Annotated in this window: 14 protein-coding genes; 2 read left to right on the plus strand and 12 right to left on the minus strand. The window is 71.4% G+C overall.

Translation table 11 applies throughout. The features are described 5' to 3' along the window. Positions 1 to 23: 23 nt before the first annotated feature. Entirely contained in the window at positions 24 to 545 is a 522-nt protein-coding gene (locus ACWEFL_RS04190) for a DUF4240 domain-containing protein (RefSeq protein ID WP_451707322.1), read from the minus strand. A 143-nt stretch (positions 546 to 688) separates the two neighbouring features. Here ACWEFL_RS04190 and ACWEFL_RS04195 point away from each other — a divergent pair, with 143 nt between their 5' ends. Next, the gene (locus tag ACWEFL_RS04195) at positions 689 to 1,606 is read left to right on the plus strand and encodes an SDR family oxidoreductase (RefSeq protein ID WP_451707107.1); all 918 of its coding nucleotides are present in this window, start codon (positions 689 to 691) and stop codon (positions 1,604 to 1,606) included. A gap of 277 nt (positions 1,607 to 1,883) precedes the next feature. Here the strand turns inward: ACWEFL_RS04195 and ACWEFL_RS04200 are convergent, their stop codons facing one another. The 8 genes from ACWEFL_RS04200 to ACWEFL_RS04235 all read right to left on the minus strand — a co-directional run bounded on the left by ACWEFL_RS04200 (position 1,884) and on the right by ACWEFL_RS04235 (position 14,726). Then, the gene (locus ACWEFL_RS04200) at positions 1,884 to 2,858 is read right to left on the minus strand and encodes a helix-turn-helix transcriptional regulator (protein ID WP_451707111.1); all 975 of its coding nucleotides are present in this window, start codon (positions 2,856 to 2,858) and stop codon (positions 1,884 to 1,886) included. 45 nt (positions 2,859 to 2,903) lie between these two features. After that, entirely contained in the window at positions 2,904 to 3,722 is an 819-nt protein-coding gene (locus ACWEFL_RS04205; protein ID WP_451707112.1) for a MerR family transcriptional regulator, read from the minus strand. 265 nt (positions 3,723 to 3,987) lie between these two features. Continuing rightward, positions 3,988 to 6,657, minus strand: coding sequence for a pyruvate dehydrogenase (acetyl-transferring), homodimeric type (aceE, locus tag ACWEFL_RS04210; RefSeq protein WP_451707115.1), 2,670 nt, complete (start codon positions 6,655 to 6,657; stop codon positions 3,988 to 3,990). Positions 6,658 to 7,158: 501 nt separating this feature from the next. Continuing rightward, complete coding sequence (locus tag ACWEFL_RS04215; protein WP_451707118.1) at positions 7,159 to 7,782, minus strand: GntR family transcriptional regulator; 624 nt, start codon at positions 7,780 to 7,782, stop codon at positions 7,159 to 7,161. Between the two features lie 365 nt (positions 7,783 to 8,147). Then, entirely contained in the window at positions 8,148 to 10,004 is a 1,857-nt protein-coding gene (gene sucB / locus ACWEFL_RS04220; protein ID WP_451707120.1) for a 2-oxoglutarate dehydrogenase, E2 component, dihydrolipoamide succinyltransferase, read from the minus strand. Positions 10,005 to 10,123: 119 nt separating this feature from the next. Beyond that, positions 10,124 to 11,512, minus strand: a complete 1,389-nt coding sequence (gene lpdA / locus ACWEFL_RS04225; RefSeq protein WP_451707123.1) for a dihydrolipoyl dehydrogenase — start codon at positions 11,510 to 11,512, stop codon at positions 10,124 to 10,126. Between the two features lie 444 nt (positions 11,513 to 11,956). Next, on the minus strand, positions 11,957 to 13,489 hold the full coding sequence (locus ACWEFL_RS04230) for a leucyl aminopeptidase (RefSeq protein ID WP_451707126.1): 1,533 nt from the start codon (positions 13,487 to 13,489) through the stop codon (positions 11,957 to 11,959). A 409-nt stretch (positions 13,490 to 13,898) separates the two neighbouring features. After that, positions 13,899 to 14,726 carry an adenosylcobinamide-GDP ribazoletransferase gene (locus tag ACWEFL_RS04235; protein ID WP_451707129.1) on the minus strand — a complete coding sequence of 276 codons (828 nt, stop codon included), beginning with the start codon at positions 14,724 to 14,726 and terminating at the stop codon, positions 13,899 to 13,901. Between the two features lie 126 nt (positions 14,727 to 14,852). On the opposite strand from ACWEFL_RS04235, the gene ACWEFL_RS04240 reads away from it, so the two are divergent. Then, positions 14,853 to 15,608, plus strand: coding sequence for a hypothetical protein (locus tag ACWEFL_RS04240; protein WP_451707132.1), 756 nt, complete (start codon positions 14,853 to 14,855; stop codon positions 15,606 to 15,608). Here ACWEFL_RS04240 and ACWEFL_RS04245 read toward each other — a convergent pair. From ACWEFL_RS04245 to cobT, 3 genes are all read right to left on the minus strand, one after another. Beyond that, entirely contained in the window at positions 15,557 to 16,264 is a 708-nt protein-coding gene (locus tag ACWEFL_RS04245; RefSeq protein WP_451707134.1) for a hypothetical protein, read from the minus strand. The two genes, ACWEFL_RS04240 and ACWEFL_RS04245, sit on opposite strands and share 52 nt — an antisense overlap. Beyond that, positions 16,261 to 18,036 (minus strand): phosphatidylglycerol lysyltransferase domain-containing protein, encoded by a 1,776-nt coding sequence (locus ACWEFL_RS04250; RefSeq protein WP_451707136.1) that lies wholly within the window; start codon positions 18,034 to 18,036, stop codon positions 16,261 to 16,263. The genes ACWEFL_RS04245 and ACWEFL_RS04250 overlap by 4 nt, the downstream gene beginning before the upstream one ends. 68 nt (positions 18,037 to 18,104) lie before the next feature. Next, positions 18,105 to 19,307: a nicotinate-nucleotide--dimethylbenzimidazole phosphoribosyltransferase gene (gene cobT, locus ACWEFL_RS04255; protein WP_451707139.1), complete on the minus strand. Its 1,203-nt coding sequence runs from the start codon at positions 19,305 to 19,307 to the stop codon at positions 18,105 to 18,107. Position 19,308 lies beyond the last annotated feature (1 nt).

The following is a 19,308-nucleotide window of genomic DNA, read 5'->3' on the forward strand; positions in this document are numbered from 1 at the left end:
CGTCACCGGCCGCGCGCCCGGCGTCAGTCGGCGCCGAAGCGCTCCCAGAGCCGTGGGAAGCGCCCTGCCAGCGCCGCGTCGTCGTCGAAGTCGAACGGCGTGCCCACCGGTTCCGCCGTCTGCGGTGTGATCCCCAGTTCCGGTGCGACCACACCCGTGAGCTGCTCGTACGCCTCGTCGGCGGCGTAACCCAGATCCTCGCCGTCTCCGTCGACGTCCTCGTCGAAGTCGTCGAGCAGTTCGGCCAGTGAGTCCGGGTCGTGCAGCGCCCCCTCGAAGACCTCCCGGCCCTGACCGATCAGCCAGCAGCGGAAGTAGTCGAACGCGTCGTCGCTGGCCCCCGCGAGGAGCACGGCCGCCGCGCCCCACAGATCCCAGGTGTACGCGCGGTTGTAGCGGGCCTCGAAGTGGCGCGCGAAGTCCAGTACGGAGTCGGGGTCGAGCCGGAGCAGCCGTTCCACCAGCAGGTCGGCCTGGTCCTCGGGGTCGCCCTCGGCGGCCTCGCGGGTGCTGTCGACGATCTCCCAGAACTCCGTCTCGTCCATCACGGGTCCAGCATCGTGCTTGGGCGGGGGCCGCGCACGCGGAGCCGTCGAAATGCCGTCCGTCGCGCGGGAGGGCCAAGGGGCGTGAACGCCGGGCGTAAGCCGGACAGAAGATGTCCGGTATCCGTGCGACGGTCGTTCCCATGACGACACAAGGAGCATTGACGGGGAAGGTCGCCCTGGTCGCGGGGGCCACGCGGGGAGCGGGCCGCGCCATCGCCGTACAACTGGGAGCGGCGGGCGCGACGGTCTACGTGACCGGCAGGACCACCCGTGAACGGGTCAGTGAGATGGGCCGGTCGACGGAGACCATCGAGGAGACGGCCGAACTGGTCGACGCGGCGGGAGGCAGCGGCATCGCCGTGCCGACCGATCATCTGGAGGCCGGACAGGTACGGGACCTCGTCGCCCGGATCGACCGCGACCACGGACGGCTCGACATCCTCGTCAACGACGTCTGGGGCGGAAACGGCCTCGTCGACTTCAACACCAGGATGTGGGACGTCGATCTGGAGCGCGGGCTGAGAATCCTCGATCTGGGTGTCCGGAGTCACATCATCACCAGCAGCCTCGCGGTTCCCCTGGTGGTGCGTCAGCCGGGCGGCCTGGTCATCGAGGTCACCGACGGCACCGCCCGCTCCAACAAGGGCTTCCGTGAGAACTTCTACTACGACCTGGCCAAGAACGGCCCGATCCGGATGGCGTACACCCTCGGCGAGGAGCTGAAGGGCGTCGGCTGCACGGCCGTCGCCGTCACACCGGGCTTCCTCCGCTCCGAGGAGATGCTCGACATCTTCGGCCTCACCGAGGAGAACTGGCGCGACGGGATCGTCAAGGAGCGGCACTGGGCGCTCTCGGAGTCGCCCGTCTACATCGGCCGGGGCGTGGCCGCCCTCGCGGCCGACTCCGGGAGGCACCGCTGGAACGGGCAGTCGCTCGACAGCGGGCAGCTCGCCAAGGAGTACGGCGTCACGGACGCGGACGGCAGCAGGCCGGACGTCTGGGCGTTCATCCTCGCGGAGAAGGCGGGCGACCGGCCCGTGCTGGACGACTACCGCTGACCGGACGACCGCCGCTGAGCGGTCGCGGCCGATCGGGCAGCGGGTGCGTTCCGCCGGTCGCCGGTCGTTCCGCCGGACGGCGCTCGCGACCCGCGCCGACGGCGTCGGAACGGAAGCACGCCGCACCGAAACCGGCTCTACGTCGCGCCGAGTGCCGTGGCCGGGGGGCACGGCACTCGGGTGCCGGATCCGCGACGCCGTCGTTCCAGGGAGCCGGAGCCCCGGATCCCTGCCGTACGCACAGCCGTACGGCCGCCGGGCGGCGGCCCGGACGACGTCACTCGTACAGCTTCGCCGTCCGCGCCGCCGCCCGGGCGAACTCCGCCCGCAGCGCGGCCGGCTCCAGCACCTCCACGTCCGGGCCCAGGGTGAAGAGCTGCGTGTACGCCACCTCGTGGGACTCGACCGGCAGGGTGAGGGTCACGCGGCCCTCGCCGTCCGGGGGTTCCGCCGCCTCCAGAGCCTCGCGGGCCGCCAGCCGGTCCGTGAGGAACGGCAGCCTCCGCGCGCCCTCCGCCGTCACCCTGATGACCACCTCGGCACGGAGGATGGAACGCGCGAACTCGGCCGCCTGCCCCTCCCAGAAGGCCGGCAGATCGAAGTCCTGGTCCCGTTCGAAGACCCCGTCCGGTTCCGTCGCGCCGACCGAGGCGAACCGGTCGATCCGGTACACCCGGAACGAGTCCTCCACCCTGGCGCACAGGTACCAGACGCCCGCCTTGAGCACGAGACCGTACGGCTCGAGCTCGCGTTCCACCTTCTCGCCGCGGCGGTTGCGGTAGGTCGCCCGGACGCGCCGGTCCTCCCACACCGCCTCGGCGATCGCCGGAAGGAGCCCCGGTGTCTCCGGTTCGTGGTACCAGCCGGGTGCGTCGAGGTGGAAGCGCTGGGCGGCGCTGTCCGGCGCGTCGCTGAGGGAGGGCAGGAGTGCGGCCGAAACCTTCAGCCGGGCCGCGGACGCCGCGTCCTCCAGGCCCATCTCGCGCAGCGCGCCGGGCAGGCCGGAGAGGAACAGCGCCTCGGCCTCGTTGCGGCCGAGGCCGGTCAGCCGGGTGCGGTAGCCGCCGATCAGCCGGTAGCCGCCCGCCCGGCCCCGGTCCGCGTAGACCGGGACCCCCGCCTCCGACAGCGCGAGCGCGTCCCGCGTGACGGTCCGCTCCGACACCTCCAGCTCACGGGCCAGCTCGGTACCGGTCATGGAGGGCCGGGACTGGAGGAGCAGCACCATCTTGATGAGGCGGGCAGCGCGCATGACCCCATGATGCCGCCCCTGGGAGGCGGGGCCCCTCCGGGCGTATCAGACCAGCGGCTCCTGTAGCTCCGTCACCCACTTCTCGATGTCCTCGGGGCATTCGAGGGTGACCTCGCGCGCGTACCCGGCCGACCGCTGGCCGCTCGCCTCGATCCAGTGGGCCAGGGTCTGGGCGGTCGGCACGACGGCGTCGAGGGAGCCGTGGTGCACGATCGTCGCCGCCCGCTCGATGGCGGGCAGGTCCACGATCGCGAAGTCCGGGCCGGGCCGGGGCTCCGCGGAGACCGCGACGGCGGCGTGGACGAGGACCGAGCCGTCGTCCTCGGGCGTGTCCTCGTAGTACGCGATGCCGGGGCCGGCCGTGGTGACGCCCGCCGTGTCGAGGCGGCGGAACAGCTCCTCGTACAAGGGCTTGATGACCGGTCCGATGTCGTGGGGTTCGTAGCTCGCCGCGACGGCCGTCAGTTCGGCCACGCGGACGGCGGGGATGTTCTTCACGATCACTTCTTCAGTGGGCATGCGCCCCTCGCGTTCGATGGAACGGAGCCTCGCCTCGACCTGGGCCAGTCCGGCCGACGCCGCGGTCACCGTCTCCGTCAGCTCGGCCCGCCGCAGGATGAGCATGCCGCGCAGTTCCTCCGTGCTCACCCGGTCGTCGAGGATCCGCCGCACCTGTTGGAGTGTGAAGCCGAGATCCTTGAGCGCGATGACGCGGTTGAGCGTGGCGAGCTGTGCCGCCGTGTAGAAGCGGTAGCCGGTGAACGGGTCGGTGTGGGCGGGGCGCAGCAGCCCGATCGCGTCGTAGTGACGCAGCATGCGGGCCGACACACGTCCGTGCCGGGCGAAGTCTCCGATGGTGAACATGACCCCCCAAGTGCATGCCTTGCCACGGTGTCAGGGTCAAGCATCCCCGATCGTCCCCGGCGCACGGCCGATGGTGGATGGCCGATGGCTGGTGGCCATGCACCGGCGGCCGGCGGCCGTGCGCCGGTGGTCACGCGCCGGAACCGCGCCGGAGGAACCGGAAGGACCGAAAAAACCGGAAGAACCAGAGAAACCAGAGAAACCAGAAAAGGGGAATCACCCCCGGACGGTGGTGCGAGCCGCCCAGGGGTGATCATCGGGAGCGTCAGAGCCCGTAGCGCTCCCGGGCCTCCTTCACCGCGGACGCGGGCATCTCGCCCCGGCGGGCCAACTGCGCCAGCGCCGCCACGGTGATCGACTGGGCGTCCACGCCGAAGTGCCGGCGGGCCGCCTGCCGTGTGTCCGACAGACCGAAGCCGTCGGTGCCCAGTGAGGTCCAGTCCTGCTCGACCCACTGGCTGATCTGATCCGGAACCTGGCGCATCCAGTCGCTGACCGCGAGCACCGGCCCCGGCGCGCCCTCCAGCGCCTTCCGGACGTACGGGGTGCGGTCCTCGCCCCTCAGCAGCGCCTCGTCCGCCTCCAGCGCGTCGCGGCGCAGCTCGCCCCAAGAGGTCGCGGACCAGACATCGGCCGTGACACCCCAGTCGGCGGCGAGCAGTTGCTGCGCCTCCAGGGCCCAGTGGATCGCCGTGCCGGAGGCGAGGAGCTGGAGCCGGGGGGCGTCCTGGTACGGAGCGACGCCCTCCTTGAAGCGGTACAGCCCTCGGACGATGCCCTCTTCGACGCCCTCCGGCATCGCGGGCTGATGCTTGGGCTCGTTGTAGACGGTCAGGTAGTAGAAGACGTTCTCGGCCTCGGGCCCGAACATCCTCCGCAGACCGTCCTTGACGATCACCGCGATCTCGTACGCGAACGCCGGGTCGTAGTTGAGGGACGCCGGGTTGGTGGCCGCGATCAGATGCGAGTGGCCGTCGGCGTGCTGGAGGCCCTCGCCGGTCAGGGTCGTACGGCCCGCGGTCGCGCCGACGATGAAGCCCTTGCCGAGCTGGTCGGCGAGCTGCCACATCTGGTCGCCGGTGCGCTGCCAGCCGAACATCGAGTAGAAGATGTAGAAGGGGATCATCGGCTCGCCGTGCGTCGCGTACGACGTGGAGGCGGCGATGAAGTCCGCCATGGCCCCGGCCTCGGTGATCCCCTCGTTGAGGATCTGGCCGTCCTTGGCCTCCTTGTAGTACATCAGCTGGTCGCGGTCGACCGGCTCGTACGTCTGGCCCAGCGGCGAGTAGATGCCCGCGGAGGGGAACAGCGACTCCATCCCGAAGGTGCGGGCCTCGTCCGGGACGATGGGGACCCAGCGCCTGCCGGTCTCCTTGTCCCGCATCAGCTCCTTGACCAGGCGTACGAACGCCATGGTCGTGGCCATCTCCTGGGTGCCGGAGCCCTTCAACAGGGCCTTGAAGGCGCGTTCGTCCGGAGCGGGAAGAGTGACCGCGTGCACTCGGCGGGCGGGGGCGGGACCGCCGAGTGCAGCGCGGCGTTCGTGGAGGTAGCGAACCTCGGGGGAATCGACGCCGGGGTGGCCGTAGGGCACCAGGCCGTCGTCGAAAGCGCTGTCGGGGATCGGGAGTCCGAGCAGATCGCGCATGCCCTTGAACTCGTCGATCGTGAGCTTCTTCATCTGGTGGTTGGCGTTCTTCGCCGCGAAACCCTTGCCGAGGGTGTGCCCCTTGACCGTCTGCGCGAGGATCACCGTCGGCGCGCCCTTGTGGGCGAGGGCCGCCCGGTACGCCGTGTACACCTTGCGGGCCTCGTGGCCGCCGCGGGAGGTGTAGAAGCACTCGGCGATCTTCGCGTCCGTCAGGACCTTCGCCATTTCGACGAGCGCGGGCTCCGCGCCGAAGAAGTGCTCGCGGATGTAGGCGACGTCACGGGTGACGTACGTCTGGAACTGCGCGTCCGGGACCTCGCGGAGGCGGCGTACGAGCGCGCCCGTCGTGTCGAGCTGGAACAGTTCGTCCCAGGCGGAGCCCCACAGCGATTTGACGACATTCCAGCCGGCGCCGCGGAACTGGGCCTCCAGCTCCTGCACGATCTTGAAGTTGGCGCGGACCGGGCCGTCGAGACGCTGGAGGTTGCAGTTGATGACGAAGGTCAGATTGTCCAGCTGCTCGCGGGCCGCGAGGGCGATGGCCGCCGTCGCCTCCGGCTCGTCCATCTCGCCGTCGCCGAGGAAGGCCCAGACATGGGAGCCGGAGGTGTCCTTGACGCTCCGGTTGTGGAGGTAGCGGTTGAAGCGCGCCTGGTAGATCGCGGAGAGCGGGCCGAGGCCCATGGAGACCGTGGGGAACTCCCAGAGCCAGGGCAGCCGGCGCGGGTGCGGATAGGACGGCAGCCCGTTCCCGCCCGCTTCCTGGCGGAAGTTGTCGAGTTGCTCCTCGCCGAGACGGCCGTCGAGGAACGCACGGGCGTAGATGCCGGGGGAGGCGTGGCCCTGGATGTACAGCTGGTCGCCCGAGCCCTCCCCCTCCTTGCCGTGGAAGAAGTGGTTGAAGCCCGTCTCGTAGAGCCAGGCGGCGGAGGCGAAGGTGGCGATATGGCCGCCTACGCCGAGCCGGGAGCCGCGCGTCACCATGGCGGCCGCGTTCCAGCGGTTCCATGCGGCGATACGGGTCTCCATCGCCTCGTCGCCGTCGAAGGCGGGCTCGGCGGAGGTGGGGATGGTGTTGACGTAATCCGTCTCCAGCAGCCTGGGCACGGGGACTCCGGCCGCCTCGGCGTGCTGGAGCGTGCGCCGCATCAGATACGCGGCACGATGCGGGCCGGCGTGCCGGGTGACGGCGTCAAGGGAAGCCGCCCATTCGGCGGTCTCCTCGGCGTCGCGGTCCGGGAGCTGGTCGAGCTCGCTCGGAAGCTTGCCTGTGAGGTCGGTCATGGTCGCCGCCTTCCGGACTGGGAGGGGGGTGGAGATAAAGGTGCCCTTGTCTGGCAGGACAGGGCGGGGTCCCCGGCGAACCGGGGGAGGGGTTGTTGCCCAATGCGACTGTAAGCCTCTGATCGATGATCGATCAAAGTCCTAGGAGGTAAAACTTCTCCGGAAGGCGAAATTGGCATTCCGTGCCTCGAAATCAGGCACGGAGTGCCGGAATATTGGCTGGTTTTGTCGCTGTTCGCCGGTCTCCGCGTCGCGCGCACGGCGGCCCGGGTCCGGGGCCGGTCGGGGCGGTGCGGGGCGGGACGCCGGTGGTCGGGGCGTGTGGCGACGGTGCAGGGCGATGGCGTACGGCGATGGCGTACGGCGTCCGGGCGCGCGGAATCGCCTTCCGGAGGGCGTGCGCGGCGGCGTGCGGGCCGTTGTGGCCGCTCCCGTAGGGGCGAGTTCCGGCCGGTCGGGGACGCGGGGTGGGGCTGGCGCGGCGAACCGCGGGCCCGGGTGTCAGGCCCTCGGGGCGCAGCCCAGGACGTGGGCCTTGACCAGGGTGCCGATGTCCGGGTCGTGGCGGAGGAAGGCGTCCACCAGCGCTTCGTGCTCCTCCGCGTACGACTGCTGGACCGTGCCCAGCCAGCGGATGGAGAGCGCCGTGAAGACCTCGATGCCCAGCCCCTCCCAGGTGTGCAGGAGTACGCCGTTGCCCGCCGCGCGCACCAGCTCGCGGTGGAAGGCGACCGTGTGGCGGACCTGGCCCGCCGAGTCGCCCGCCCGGTCCGCCGCGTACAGCGCCTCCACATGCGGTTGCAGGGCCGAGCAGTCCTCGGCCAGCCGGCCGGCCGCCAGCTCCGCGGCGATCTGCTCCAGCCCGGCCCGCACCGGATAGCTCTCCTCCAGGTCGGCCGCGGTGAGATTGCGTACGCGTACGCCCTTGTTCGGCGCGGATTCGATCAGCCGCAGGCTCTCCAGCTCCCGCAGCGCCTCACGGACCGGCGTCTGCGAGACCTGGAGCTCGGTGGCGATACCGCGCTCGACGATGCGTTCCCCGGGCTTCCAGCGGCCGCTGACGATCCCCTCCACGATGTGCTCGCGGATCTGCTCCCGCAGCGAGTGGACGACGGGCGGGGTCATGAGGGCTCCCGAGGGGGGATAGCGCGCGGATGGGGGTGCCATTATTGCTCCCGCTCGCCCGCTCCGGGGTTTTCCCACCGGCTGACGCGCTGATCCCGGCCTGGCTCGACGTCCGTTCCGGCCTGGCTCGACGTCCGTTTTCGGGGCCCGGAACCAGCCGTTTTCGGGGCTCGGAACCAGCCGGGGCCGCCGCCCGCGTCGCCCCCGCTCCCGTACGCGAACCGGGTGGGGGATCCGTAGGGAGCCGCACACGTGCCGAGTGGGGAGCAGAGCGGGGACCGGCCTCCGGGGCGCTTCCGGAAACGCGGAGCCCCCGCCCGGAAGACGATCCGGGCGGGGGCCGCATGCGGTGTGCCGGTCCGGGCCTACAGGCCCAGCTCGACCTCGAACTCGCCCGCCTCCAGGATCGCCTTGACCGCCGTCAGATAGCGGGCGGCGTCGGCGCCGTCCACCAGACGGTGGTCGTAGGAGAGCGAGAGATATGTCATGTCACGGATGCCGATCACGGTGCCCTCGGCGGTCTCGATGACCGCCGGGCGCTTGACCGTGGCGCCGATGCCCAGGATGGCTGCCTGGGTCGGCGGCACGATGACCGTGTCGAACAGCGCACCGCGCGAACCGGTGTTGCTGATGGTGAACGTCGCGCCCGCCAGGTCGTCCGGACGGATCTTGTTGTTGCGGACGGCGCCCGCCAGCTCGGCCGTCTTCTTGGCGATACCGGCGATGTTCAGGTCGCCCGCGCCCTTGATGACGGGGGTCATCAGCCCCTTCTCGGAGTCCACGGCGATGCCGATGTTCTCCGTGTCGAAGTAGGTGATGGTGCCCTCGTCCTCGTTGATCCGGGCGTTGACGATCGGGTGCGCCTTCAGCGCCTGGGCCGCCGCCTTCACGAAGAACGGCATCGGGGAGAGCTTGACGCCCTCACGGGCGGCGAAGCTGTCCTTGGCCTGGGCGCGCAGCCGCATCAGCCGGGTGACGTCGACCTCGACGACCGAGGTCAGCTGCGCCTGGCTGTGCAGCGCCTTCATCATGTTGTCGCCGATGAGCTTGCGCATCCGGGTCATCTTGACCGTCTGACCGCGCAGCGGGGACACCTCGAGGGCCGGAGCCTTCGCGGTGGCCGCGGGAGCCGCGGCGGGAGCCGGGGCCGGGACGGCGGCGCGAGCGGCCTCGGCCGCGGCGACGACGTCCTGCTTGCGGATACGGCCTCCGACGCCGGAGCCCCTGACCGCGGAGAGGTCCACGCTGTTCTCGGCGGCGAGCTTACGGACCAGGGGGGTCACATAGGCGTCACCGGCCGACGGCGCGGCGGGTGCGACAGGAGCGGGCGCGGCCGGAGCGGCGGCCTGGACCGGAGCCGGCGCGGGAGCCGCAGGAGCGGGCGCGGCCGGAGCGGCCGCCTGGACCGGTGCGGGCGCGGGTGCGGGTGCCGGGGCCGCAGGCGCGGCGGGCGCGGGTACCGGGGCGGGAGCCGGGGGAGCGACCGGAGCGGGGGCCGGAGCGGCCACGGGCGCCGGGGCGGCGGGCGCGGCCGGAGCCACGGGCGCGGCACCCGCGGTGCCGATCACGGCCAGCTTCGCGCCGACCTCCGCGGTCTCGTCCTCCGCGACGACGATCTCCAGCAGCACACCGGCCGCCGGGGCGGGGATCTCGGTGTCGACCTTGTCGGTCGAGACCTCGAGCAGCGGCTCGTCCTCCTCGACGGACTCGCCGACCTCCTTCAGCCAGCGGGTGACGGTGCCCTCCGTGACGCTCTCACCGAGCGCCGGAAGGACCACGTCCGTACCGGAGGCCGCGCCGGCCGGAGCGGCGGCGGGCGCCGGAGCCGGTTCGGCGACCGGAGCGGCGGGAGCCTCGGCCACCGGAGCGGGCGCCGCAGGGGCGGGCGCCGGTTCGGCGACAGGGGCGGGGGCCGCGGCGGGCGCGGGTACGGGCGCGGGAGCCTCGGCGGCGACCGGAGCCGGAGCGGCGACAGGCGCGCCGGAGCCGTCGTCGATGATCGCCAGTTCGGCCCCGACCTCGACGGTCTCGTCCTCGGCGACCTTGATGGACGCGAGAACACCCGACGCGGGGGCCGGGATCTCGGTGTCGACCTTGTCGGTCGAGACCTCGAGCAACGGCTCGTCGGCCTCGACGCGCTCGCCCTCGGCCTTCAGCCAGCGGGTGACGGTGCCCTCGGTGACGCTTTCACCGAGCGCCGGAAGGGTTACGGAAACCGACATGGTTTCAGCTGCTCCTAACGATGGGTTCTCCCCAGCACAAGCGAAGCGGCGAGCGTGGGGAAGTGCGGAAGTGGTCGTCGCGCCCGAGGGGCTCAGGCAGTCCGGGAAGCTCGGTCAGCTCAGTCATGTGCGTGCAGCGGCTTGCCCGCGAGGGCCAGGTGGGCCTCGCCGAGCGCCTCGTTCTGGGTCGGGTGCGCGTGGATGAGCTGCGCGACCTCGGCAGGCAGAGCCTCCCAGTTGTAGATGAGCTGCGCCTCGCCGATCTGCTCGCCCATACGGTCACCGACCATGTGGACGCCGACCACGGCACCGTCCTTGACCTGGACGAGCTTGATCTCGCCCTGGGTCTTGAGGATCTTGCTCTTGCCGTTGCCCGCCAGGTTGAACTTCAGGGCGACGACCTTGTCCGCACCGTAGATCTCCTTGGCCCTGGCCTCGGTGACGCCGACGGAGGCGACCTCGGGGTGGCAGTAGGTCACCCGCGGCACGCCGTCGTAGTCGATCGGGACGGTCTTGAGACCGGCCAGGCGCTCGGCCACCAGGATGCCCTCGCCGAAGCCGACGTGCGCGAGCTGGAGCGTGGGGACGAGGTCGCCGACCGCCGAGATGGTGGGCACATTCGTCCGCATGTACTCGTCGACCAGGACGTAGCCGCGGTCCATCGCGACGCCCTGCTCCTCGTAACCGAGACCCGCGGAGACCGGGCCGCGCCCGACGGCGACCAGCAGCACCTCGGCCTCGAAGGTCTTGCCGTCCGCGAGGGTCACCCGGACACCGTTCTCGGTGTACTCCGCCTTCTCGAAGAAGGTGCCCAGGTTGAACTTGATGCCGCGCTTGCGGAAGGCGCGCTCAAGAAGCTTGGAGCTGTTCTCGTCCTCGACCGGGACCAGGTGCTTCAGGCCCTCGATGACGGTGACGTCCGCGCCGAAGGACTTCCACGCGGAAGCGAACTCGACGCCGATGACCCCGCCGCCCAGCACGATCGCGGACTGCGGGACACGGTCCAGCTTCAGCGCGTGGTCGGAGGAGATGATCCGGTTGCCGTCGATCTCCAGGCCGGGCAGCGACTTCGGTACCGAGCCGGTGGCGAGGAGGATGTGACGGCCCTGGATGCGCTGGCCGTTGACATCGACGGAGGTGGGCGACGACAGCCGGCCCGAACCCTCGATGACGGTGATCTTGCGGGAGGAGATGAGACCCGTGAGGCCCTTGTACAGCCCCTGGATCACCTCGTCCTTGTACTTGTGAACGGCTGCGACGTCGATGCCCTCGAAGGTGGCACGGACACCGAACTGCTCCGACTCACGGGCCTGGTCGGCGATCTCGCCGGCGTGCAGCAGAGCCTTCGTGGGGATGCATCCGTAGTGCAGGCAGGTGCCGCCGAGCTTGTCCTTCTCGATCAGGGCGACGTCCAGGCCCAGCTGGGCCCCGCGCAGCGCCGCAGCGTAACCGCCGCTACCGCCGCCGAGGATCACTAGGTCGAAAACGGTGCTGGCGTCGTTCGCCACGTCACGTCCTCCATGCATGTGCGCCGGTCGCCGGTTCCCCTTTTCCCTGGGGACGACCGGCCGTTCGGCTGGTGTGCGGCCGATGTCTCGTCGGCCCTGTGGTGGGGCCCTGTCCTGCCGAGAACCCATCTTCGCATTTGTTCGGGGAAGACGGGACGCTGGGCAGCGGTCTGGCAGCGTCTGATCGATCACCTCATCGGTTACCGGTCCGTAGAACGTAGGAACACGGCATTCGATTCCCTCGGAATGTCATGTTGGCGACATTTCGTCGACAGCGAACGGAACCTTCGGGGGCATGCGCGTACGGCTCCGGGCGCGCTGCCCGGAGCCGTACCGAAACCGTGCCCACCCCGTACGGAACCTCTGCCGGAGCCGTGCCGGGACCCCTGGGCGGAGTCCACGCGGCCCGGCGGGGGCCGGCGGTGGACCGGCGGGGGAGCGACCTCAGCCCAGGTCGCCCTCGCCCATGCGCTCGGCCAGCCTCACCAGGGTGCGGACCGAGGAGCCGGTGCCGCCCTTGGGGGTGTACGCGAACGGCGCGCCCTCGTGGAAGGCCGGGCCCGCGATGTCCAGGTGCGCCCAGGTGATGCCCTCGCCCACGAACTCCTTCAGGAAGAGGCCGGCCACCAGGCCGCTGCCCATCCGCTCGCCCATGTTCGAGATGTCGGCCGTCGACGACTCCATGCCCTTGCGCAGCTCCGCGGGGAGCGGCATCGGCCAGGACTGCTCGCCGACCTCCTCCGCGGTCTCGTGGACGGCGGTGCGGAAGGCGTCGTCGTTCGCCATGATCCCGAAGGTGCGGCTGCCGAGGGCGAGCATCATCGCGCCGGTCAGGGTCGCGACGTCCACGATCGCGTCCGGCTTCTCCTCGGACGCCTTCCACAGCGCGTCCGCCAGCACGAGCCGGCCCTCGGCGTCGGTGTTGAGCACCTCGACGGTCTTGCCGCTGTACATGCGCAGCACGTCGCCGGGACGGGTGGCCGAGCCGGACGGCATGTTCTCGGCGAGGGCGAGCCAGCCGGTGACGTTCACCGGGAGGCCGAGCCGGGCCACGGCGACGACGGCGGCGAACACGGCCGCGGCGCCGGCCATGTCGCACTTCATCGTCTCGTTGTGCCCGGCGGGCTTCAGGGAGATGCCGCCGGAGTCGTAGGTGATGCCCTTGCCCACCAGGGCGAGCGTCTTGGCCGCCTTGGAGTGGGTGTAGGTGAGCTTCACCAGGCGCGGCGGGTTCTGCGAGCCCTGGCCCACGCCGAGGATCCCGCCGAAGCCGCCCTTGGCCAGAGCCTTCTCGTCCAGTACCTGGACCTTGACGCCGGTCTCCTTGCCCGCGGCGGTGGCCACGGCCGCGAACGACTCGGGGGTGAGGTCGTTCGGCGGGGTGTTGACCAGATCGCGGGCGCGGTTGATCTCCTCCGTGACCGCGATGGCACGCTCGGCCGCGGCCTTGTACTCCTTGTCGCGCGGCTTGGCGCCCAGCAGGGCGACCTCGGCGAGCGGCGCCTTCGCGCCCTTGCCGTCCTTCTTGTCGCCGCCCTGGTAGGCGGTGAAGGCGTACGCGCCGAGGAGCGCGCCCTCGGCGATGGCCTCGGCGTCCTCCGCGGCCTCGATGGGCAGCGCGAAGGCGGCCTTCTTCGAACCGGCCAGCGCGCGGGCCGCGGTGCCCGCCGCACGGCGCAGCGACTCGGCCGGGTAGGCCACGGCCTTCCCGGCGCTCTCCGGCACCGGCCCGAGACCGACGGCCAGGACGACAGGCGCCTTCAGGCCGGGCGGCGAGGGAAGCTTGGTCACCTCGCCCTCGGCGCCGGACGCGCCCAGGGTCTCCAGTACGGACGCGAGCTTGCCGTCGAACGCCTTGTTCACGGCCGCGGCGCCTGGCGCGACCACCGGGCCCTTGGCCCCCTTCGCGACCCCGACGACGAGGGCGTCGGCGCGCAGGGTCGCCGCGCCGGCAGTGCTGAGAGTGAGAGCAGTCACGGTGGTGATTTCTCGCTTCCGTTGAGTTTCCCGGCCTGTCGGGGCCTTCGAGGGTTGGTGGCGGGTACCAGGCGGTCTGCCGAAATCCCGCCCGACAAGAGCGTACGCGCGCTCAGATGTCACGCTCACGGCGGCGCTGTTCACTCTCGCGTGGTGTCCGTCTCATGTGTGAGCCGGAGCCCGCGAAGAATCGGCCGCACTCGCCGAGTTCGGCGGCCGAGGCGGTGGGCCGCCGTGGCTGTCGCGCCGTCGCGGGGTGCTCGCACCGGTGCCGTACGCGAACCGGCCGAGCCCGGAACCGGCCGGGGCCCAAAGCCGGTTGAGGCCCGGAACCGGTTGAAGCCCGCTCGGCAACCGAGGAGCGACGAACCGGCCGTCTGCCGCCACAGCACAAGCCGCCACAGCACAACTAGTGCGGCCCCAGCACCAGAGCCGCCAGCGAGACCGTCGCGGCCGTCTCCGCGAGCGCGCCGAACACATCGCCGGTCACCCCGCCGAAGCGCCGTACACAGTGACGCAGCACCAACTGCGCCCCGGCCAGCCCGGCGAGGACCGCGATCGCGAGGTGCAGCGCCCCGAAAGCCCCTGAACTCCAGCCCGCCTCCGGGATCCAGCCCGGCCCCGGGCCGGTGCCGAGGAGCGCGCCCGCGCCCGCGCAGACCGCCGTGACCAGTGCGGCGACGAGCACCCCCGTGCGGACGGGCACCGACCCCGCGACCGCCGCGCCCAGGCCGTCGGGCCGGGCGGCCGGAACTCCGGTACGGGCGGCCAGTGTGAGCGCGAGGCGGGCGGCGACACCGGAGACCGCCAGGGCCAGGGCCCCGTACGACCAGCCCCGGCCGAACAGCGCCGAGACCGCCGCGACCTGCGCGAGCAGTACGAAGAGCAGGGTGATCACGCCGAACGGGCCGATGTCCGACCGCTTCATGATCCGCAGCGCGTCCTGTGCGGGCTTGCCGCTGCCGAGGCCGTCGGCCGTGTCGGCGAGACCGTCGAGATGGAGCGCGCGGGTGAGGACCGCCGGTACGGCGACGCCGGCGACGGCCGCGAGCAGCGGACCCGAGCCGGCCAGCAGCAGCACCCCGCCGACCGCGCCCGCGACCAGACCCACGACCAGCCCGGCCAGCGGAGCGCACACCATCCCGGCACGGGCCGCGTCCCGGTCCCACCGGGTGACGCGGACGGGGAACACGGTCAGGGTGCCGAAGGCGAAACGTACGCCGGCCAGATCACTCACACCAGATCACTCACGGGCGAAGAGTAGCCCGGCGGGTCACGCGGGCGACTCACCGGGCAGAAGCCGCCGTCGACCACTACACGGGCTAAATTGCGCATAAATTACTAAATGGGGAGTTTCTGGCATATGGGTACGTGGTTCCACGACAACATCATCGAGCCGGGGAAGCTCCCGACGCTTCTCGCCCTCGCCTCCTTCGTCCTCACCTTTCTCGTCACCCGTGTCATCACCCGGCTCATCCGGGCGGGCCGGGGGCCGTTCCGCAACATCACGCCCGGCGGCGTCCACATCCACCATGTCGTCCCCGGTGTGATCCTGACCGTCGTCGGCGGGTTCGGAGCGGTCGGCAGCGGCCGGTACGGATGGGCCGCCGCCGTCTTCGCGGTCGTCTTCGGGATGGGCGCGGGGCTCGTCCTCGACGAGTTCGCGCTGATCGTCCATCTCGACGACGTCTACTGGACCGAGGAGGGCCGCAGAAGCGTGGAGGTCGTCGTCCTCGCCACCGCCCTCGCCCTGCTGGTCCTCGGCGGCTTCTCGCCCCTCGGCGTCGACTCTCTCACCGCGCAGGAGCGCCAGAACCGCGCCACCGTCCTCAGCACCCTGCTGCTGAACCTCCTCTTCGTGCTGATCACCTTCGTCAAGGGCAAGACGACGTCGGCGCTCCTCGGCATCTTCGTGCCGTTCGTCGCGATCTTCGGGGCCGTCAGGCTGGCCCGTGCGAACTCGATCTGGGCCCGGCGCTTCTACCGGAACCGGCACAAGGCCCGTGCCAAGTCGGTGCTCCGCACCTACCGGCACGACCGGCGCTGGAACGGGCCCCGCAGGAAGTTTCAGGATCTGATCGGCGGTGCGCCCGACCGGCTCCCCTCGCGCAAGCGCTGAGCGGTCCGCCGCCCCCGCAGCGCCCACAGCGCACAGAGCACCAGCGCGCCCGCGATCGCCGCCAGATGCTCCTTGCCCGCGAGATTCGGCTGGACGATCACTTCCACGATCATCGCCACGATCACCAGCGCGCCCGTGAACCACGCCCGCGACCGCCAGCACACACAGATCGCGAGGCCGACGACCGCCGCCGACGGGCCGGTGTCGACGATCCGCGCGTCGGACTCCGGCAGCCCGAAGAGGCCGCCGGGGCCGACCGCGACGCCGATCCGCGCGTACAGGGTCCCGGCGAGCGTGGAGACGTACGCGATCACCAGCGTCCGCGTACGGCCGAGGCAGATCTCCGCGATCCCGAACACCAGCAGCACCTGGGCCAGCGCGCCCCACACCGGAAGGTCGAGCGCCGGCACGAACAACGACAGGGGGGTGCGCAGGAGAGCGAGCCAGAGCGGGTCCTCCGCGCGCACGAACCCGATGTCGTGGACCAGCGCATAACCCCACGACTGGTTCTGGAGGATCTGGCAGAGGGCGATGAGGCAGATCGACGTCAGCGTCATCGGGACGGCCCGCCACCTCTCGGTGACGAGAGCCGTCCGCACCGTCTCGTACAACGGCCCCCACTCGCGCCGTGCGAAGGCCCTCACGGCTTCGTTCACCGTTTCGACCCCAGATGTCTGCGGTGCAGCCAGCCCGGCAGGCCCGGCGCCTCCATAAAGCCCTCGGCGCGCGCCGCCGCCACGCCGATGCGCGGCAGGTCCGCGCTCTTCTCGAAGAGCAGGAACCGGGGTTCCCAGATGGGCCGGTACTTGGCGTTGGCGCGGTACAGCGATTCGATCTGCCACCAGCGGGAGAAGAACGTCAGCAGCGAACGCCACAGCCGCAGGACCGGGCCCGCGCCGAGTCTGGAGCCGCGTTCGAAGACGGACCGGAACATCGCGAAGTTCAGCGAGACCTGGCGGACGCCGATCTCGTCCGCGCGCCGCAGGAGTTGGATGACCATGAACTCCATCAGGCCGTTCTCGGAGCCGCGGTCGCGGCGCATCAGATCGAGCGAGAGCCCCTTGGCCCCCCAGGGCACAAAGCTGAGCACGGCCCGCAGCCGGCCTTCGCCGTCGGTGCATTCGAGCATCACGCACCGGCCGTCGCCGGGGTCGGCGAGCCGCCCGAGCGCCATCGAGAACCCGCGCTCGGTGGCTCCGTCGCGCCAGTCGTCCGCGCGCCGCAGGAGCACGTCCATCTCGTCGGGAGGGATCTCCTCGTGACGGCGGATCCGCACCTCGTACCCGGCCCGTTCGACGCGGTTGTACGCCTGGCGCACGGTCCGCATCGCGCGCCCCTCCAGGGTGAAGTCGGCGGTCTCGACGATCGCCTCGTCGCCCAGCTCCAGCGCGTCCAGCCCATGCCGGGCGTAGATCGTCCCGGCTTCCTCGCTCGCGCCCATCACGGCCGGGATCCAGCCGTGTTCGCGGGCCTGGGCGAGCCAGGGCTCGATCGCGCCGGGCCATGCCTCGGGATCGCCGATCGGGTCGCCGGAGGCGAGCGAGACCCCGCCGACCACCCGGTAGACGACGGCCGCCTTCCCGGTGGGGGACCAGACGGCGCTCTTCTCGCGGCGCAGCGCGAAGTAGCCGAGCGAGTCGCGGTCGCCGTGGCGCTGAAGCAGCACCCGCAGCCGCTCCTCGTCGTCCTCGGAGAGCGGGTCGACGGCGCGGCGGGAGCGGAAGGCCGCGTACAGCACGGCGAGCAGCAGCAGGGTGGAGACGACGTTGATGACGACGTCGACCCAGCCGGGTGTGCTGATGCCGGGGAAGCGGGAGTCGTCGGCGGCGACCGAGACCAGCCGCATCGCGCCGTAACGCCAGCGCTCCAGGAAGGTGGAGCCGGTGGTGGCCGTGTTGGTGGCGCCGACGAGGAGGGCCGCGGCGAGCGAGGTGACCAGCAGTCCGCCGACGGCGACGACCGCGGCCAGCCTCGGGTTCGAGCGGTCGCCCTTCGCGTAGAACTCACGCCGTCCCAGCAGCAGCGCGAGGGTGAAAGCGGCGGTCAGCGCGAGTGAGACCCAGTTCTGGGCGTGCGCGCGGACGGCCGGGTCGATGGCGACGGCCAGCCCGAGGAGCGGCAGGAAGAGCCCGGCCAGGACGAGGTTGAGGATCCAGGCGGCCCGCTTGCGGCGGCGCATGGTGATCGCCAGGAAGAGGGTGAACGCACCGGAGGCGAAGCCCGCGGTCAGCAGATACGGAGTGAAGTAGTCGTCGACGTTGTGGCGGCGGATGTCGTTTCCGAACGACACCCACACGGCGCTCAGGAAGTTGATGAAGGTGACCGCCCGCAGATACCAGACGGCGAACGCCGCGCTGCGCCGGGAACGGGCGGTGCCCCGGGCGGTTCTCTCACTCGTACCGGTACTGGACAAACGGACCTCTCCCATGAAAAGCGATCATATGGGGCATCGCTGGTCATGGTGGGCGACGGCCGGTGGCGGCCGTACTCGGCGCGTCAGTCCGTGTCGCTCTCCGTCGGCTCTCCCGTACGCGGCGACCGCGCGGACTCCGTCGACGCGGACTCCGCGGGCACCGACTCGGCCGACGCGGACTCCGCGGGCGTGGACTCCGCGAGCGGGGGATCCCCGGGCGCGGACTCCCCGCGCTTGGACTCCGTACGCTCGGGCAGTTCGGCCGCGAGAGCCGCCGCCGCCTGAACGAGAGGGAGGGCCAGCAACGCTCCGGTTCCTTCCCCCACAGTGACGCCCTGATCCAGCAGCGGGTTGAGCGCCATCCGGTCCAGCGCCTTCGCCTGGGCCGGCTCACCGCTCAGCTGACCGGCCAGCCACCAGTCCGGCGCGCGGAACGCCGCCCGCTGACCGACCAGCGCGCACGCCGCCGATACGACCCCGTCCAGGATCACCGGCGTCCGGCGCACCGCGCACTGGAGCAGGAATCCCGTCATCGCCGCGAGATCCGCGCCCCCGACCGCCGCCAGCAGCTCCAACTGGTCGCCCAGCACCGGCCGGGCACGCCTCAGCGCGTCCCGGATCGCCGCGCACTTGCGCATCCACGCCAGATCGTCGATGCCCGCGCCACCGCGTCCGGTGACCACCGAGGCGTCCGTCCCGCACAAGGCCGCGATCAGCGTGCACGCGGGCGTGGTGCCGCCGACGCTCAGATCACCGAGCACCACCAGATCGGTGCCCGAGTCGGCCTCCTCGTCCGCGATCGCCATGCCCAGGCGTACGGCGGCCTCGGCCTCCTCGATCGTCAGCGCGTCCTCGATGTCGATACGGCCGCTGCCGCGCCGCACCCGGTGGCGTACGACGTCCTCCGGCAGCAGGGCCGGATCGCAGTCCAGGCCGGCGTCGACGATCCGCACCGGCACACCCATCCGGCGGGCCAGCACGGCGAGCGGGCTGCCGCCGTCCAGCACCCGTCGCGCCAGCAGGTGCGCGGAGCCCGCCTCCCGGCCGGACACGCCCAGTTCGGCGACCTTGTGATCGGCCGCGAACAGCACCACGCGCGGGCGCTCCACGGCCTTCACCGGCACGGACCTCTGCGCGGCCGACAACCATTCGCCCAGCTCGTCGAGTCGGCCGAGGGCGCCGGGCGCGACGATGAGCCGCTCCCTGTGCTCCTCGGCCTCCCGCCTCAGACCCCCGTCGGGACGCTCGATCAGATCGGAGAAGTCATCGAGATTCAGCCTGCTCATT

It is taken from the genome of Streptomyces sp. NPDC004838 (genome assembly GCF_053600955.1).

Coding starts and splice junctions, on each gene's coding strand:
- ACWEFL_RS04205 (WP_451707112.1), bottom strand. CDS start 3,722: ATGTTCACCATCGGAGACTTCGCCCGGCACGGACGTGTGTCGGCCCGC.
- cobT (WP_451707139.1), bottom strand. CDS start 19,307: ATGAGCAGGCTGAATCTCGATGACTTCTCCGATCTGATCGAGCGTCCC.
- ACWEFL_RS04215 (WP_451707118.1), bottom strand. CDS start 7,782: ATGACCCCGCCCGTCGTCCACTCGCTGCGGGAGCAGATCCGCGAGCAC.
- ACWEFL_RS04190 (WP_451707322.1), bottom strand. CDS start 545: ATGGACGAGACGGAGTTCTGGGAGATCGTCGACAGCACCCGCGAGGCC.
- ACWEFL_RS04195 (WP_451707107.1), top strand. CDS start 689: ATGACGACACAAGGAGCATTGACGGGGAAGGTCGCCCTGGTCGCGGGG.
- sucB (WP_451707120.1), bottom strand. CDS start 10,004: ATGTCGGTTTCCGTAACCCTTCCGGCGCTCGGTGAAAGCGTCACCGAG.
- ACWEFL_RS04200 (WP_451707111.1), bottom strand. CDS start 2,858: ATGCGCGCTGCCCGCCTCATCAAGATGGTGCTGCTCCTCCAGTCCCGG.
- ACWEFL_RS04240 (WP_451707132.1), top strand. CDS start 14,853: ATGGGTACGTGGTTCCACGACAACATCATCGAGCCGGGGAAGCTCCCG.
- ACWEFL_RS04250 (WP_451707136.1), bottom strand. CDS start 18,036: ATGGGAGAGGTCCGTTTGTCCAGTACCGGTACGAGTGAGAGAACCGCC.
- aceE (WP_451707115.1), bottom strand. CDS start 6,657: ATGACCGACCTCACAGGCAAGCTTCCGAGCGAGCTCGACCAGCTCCCG.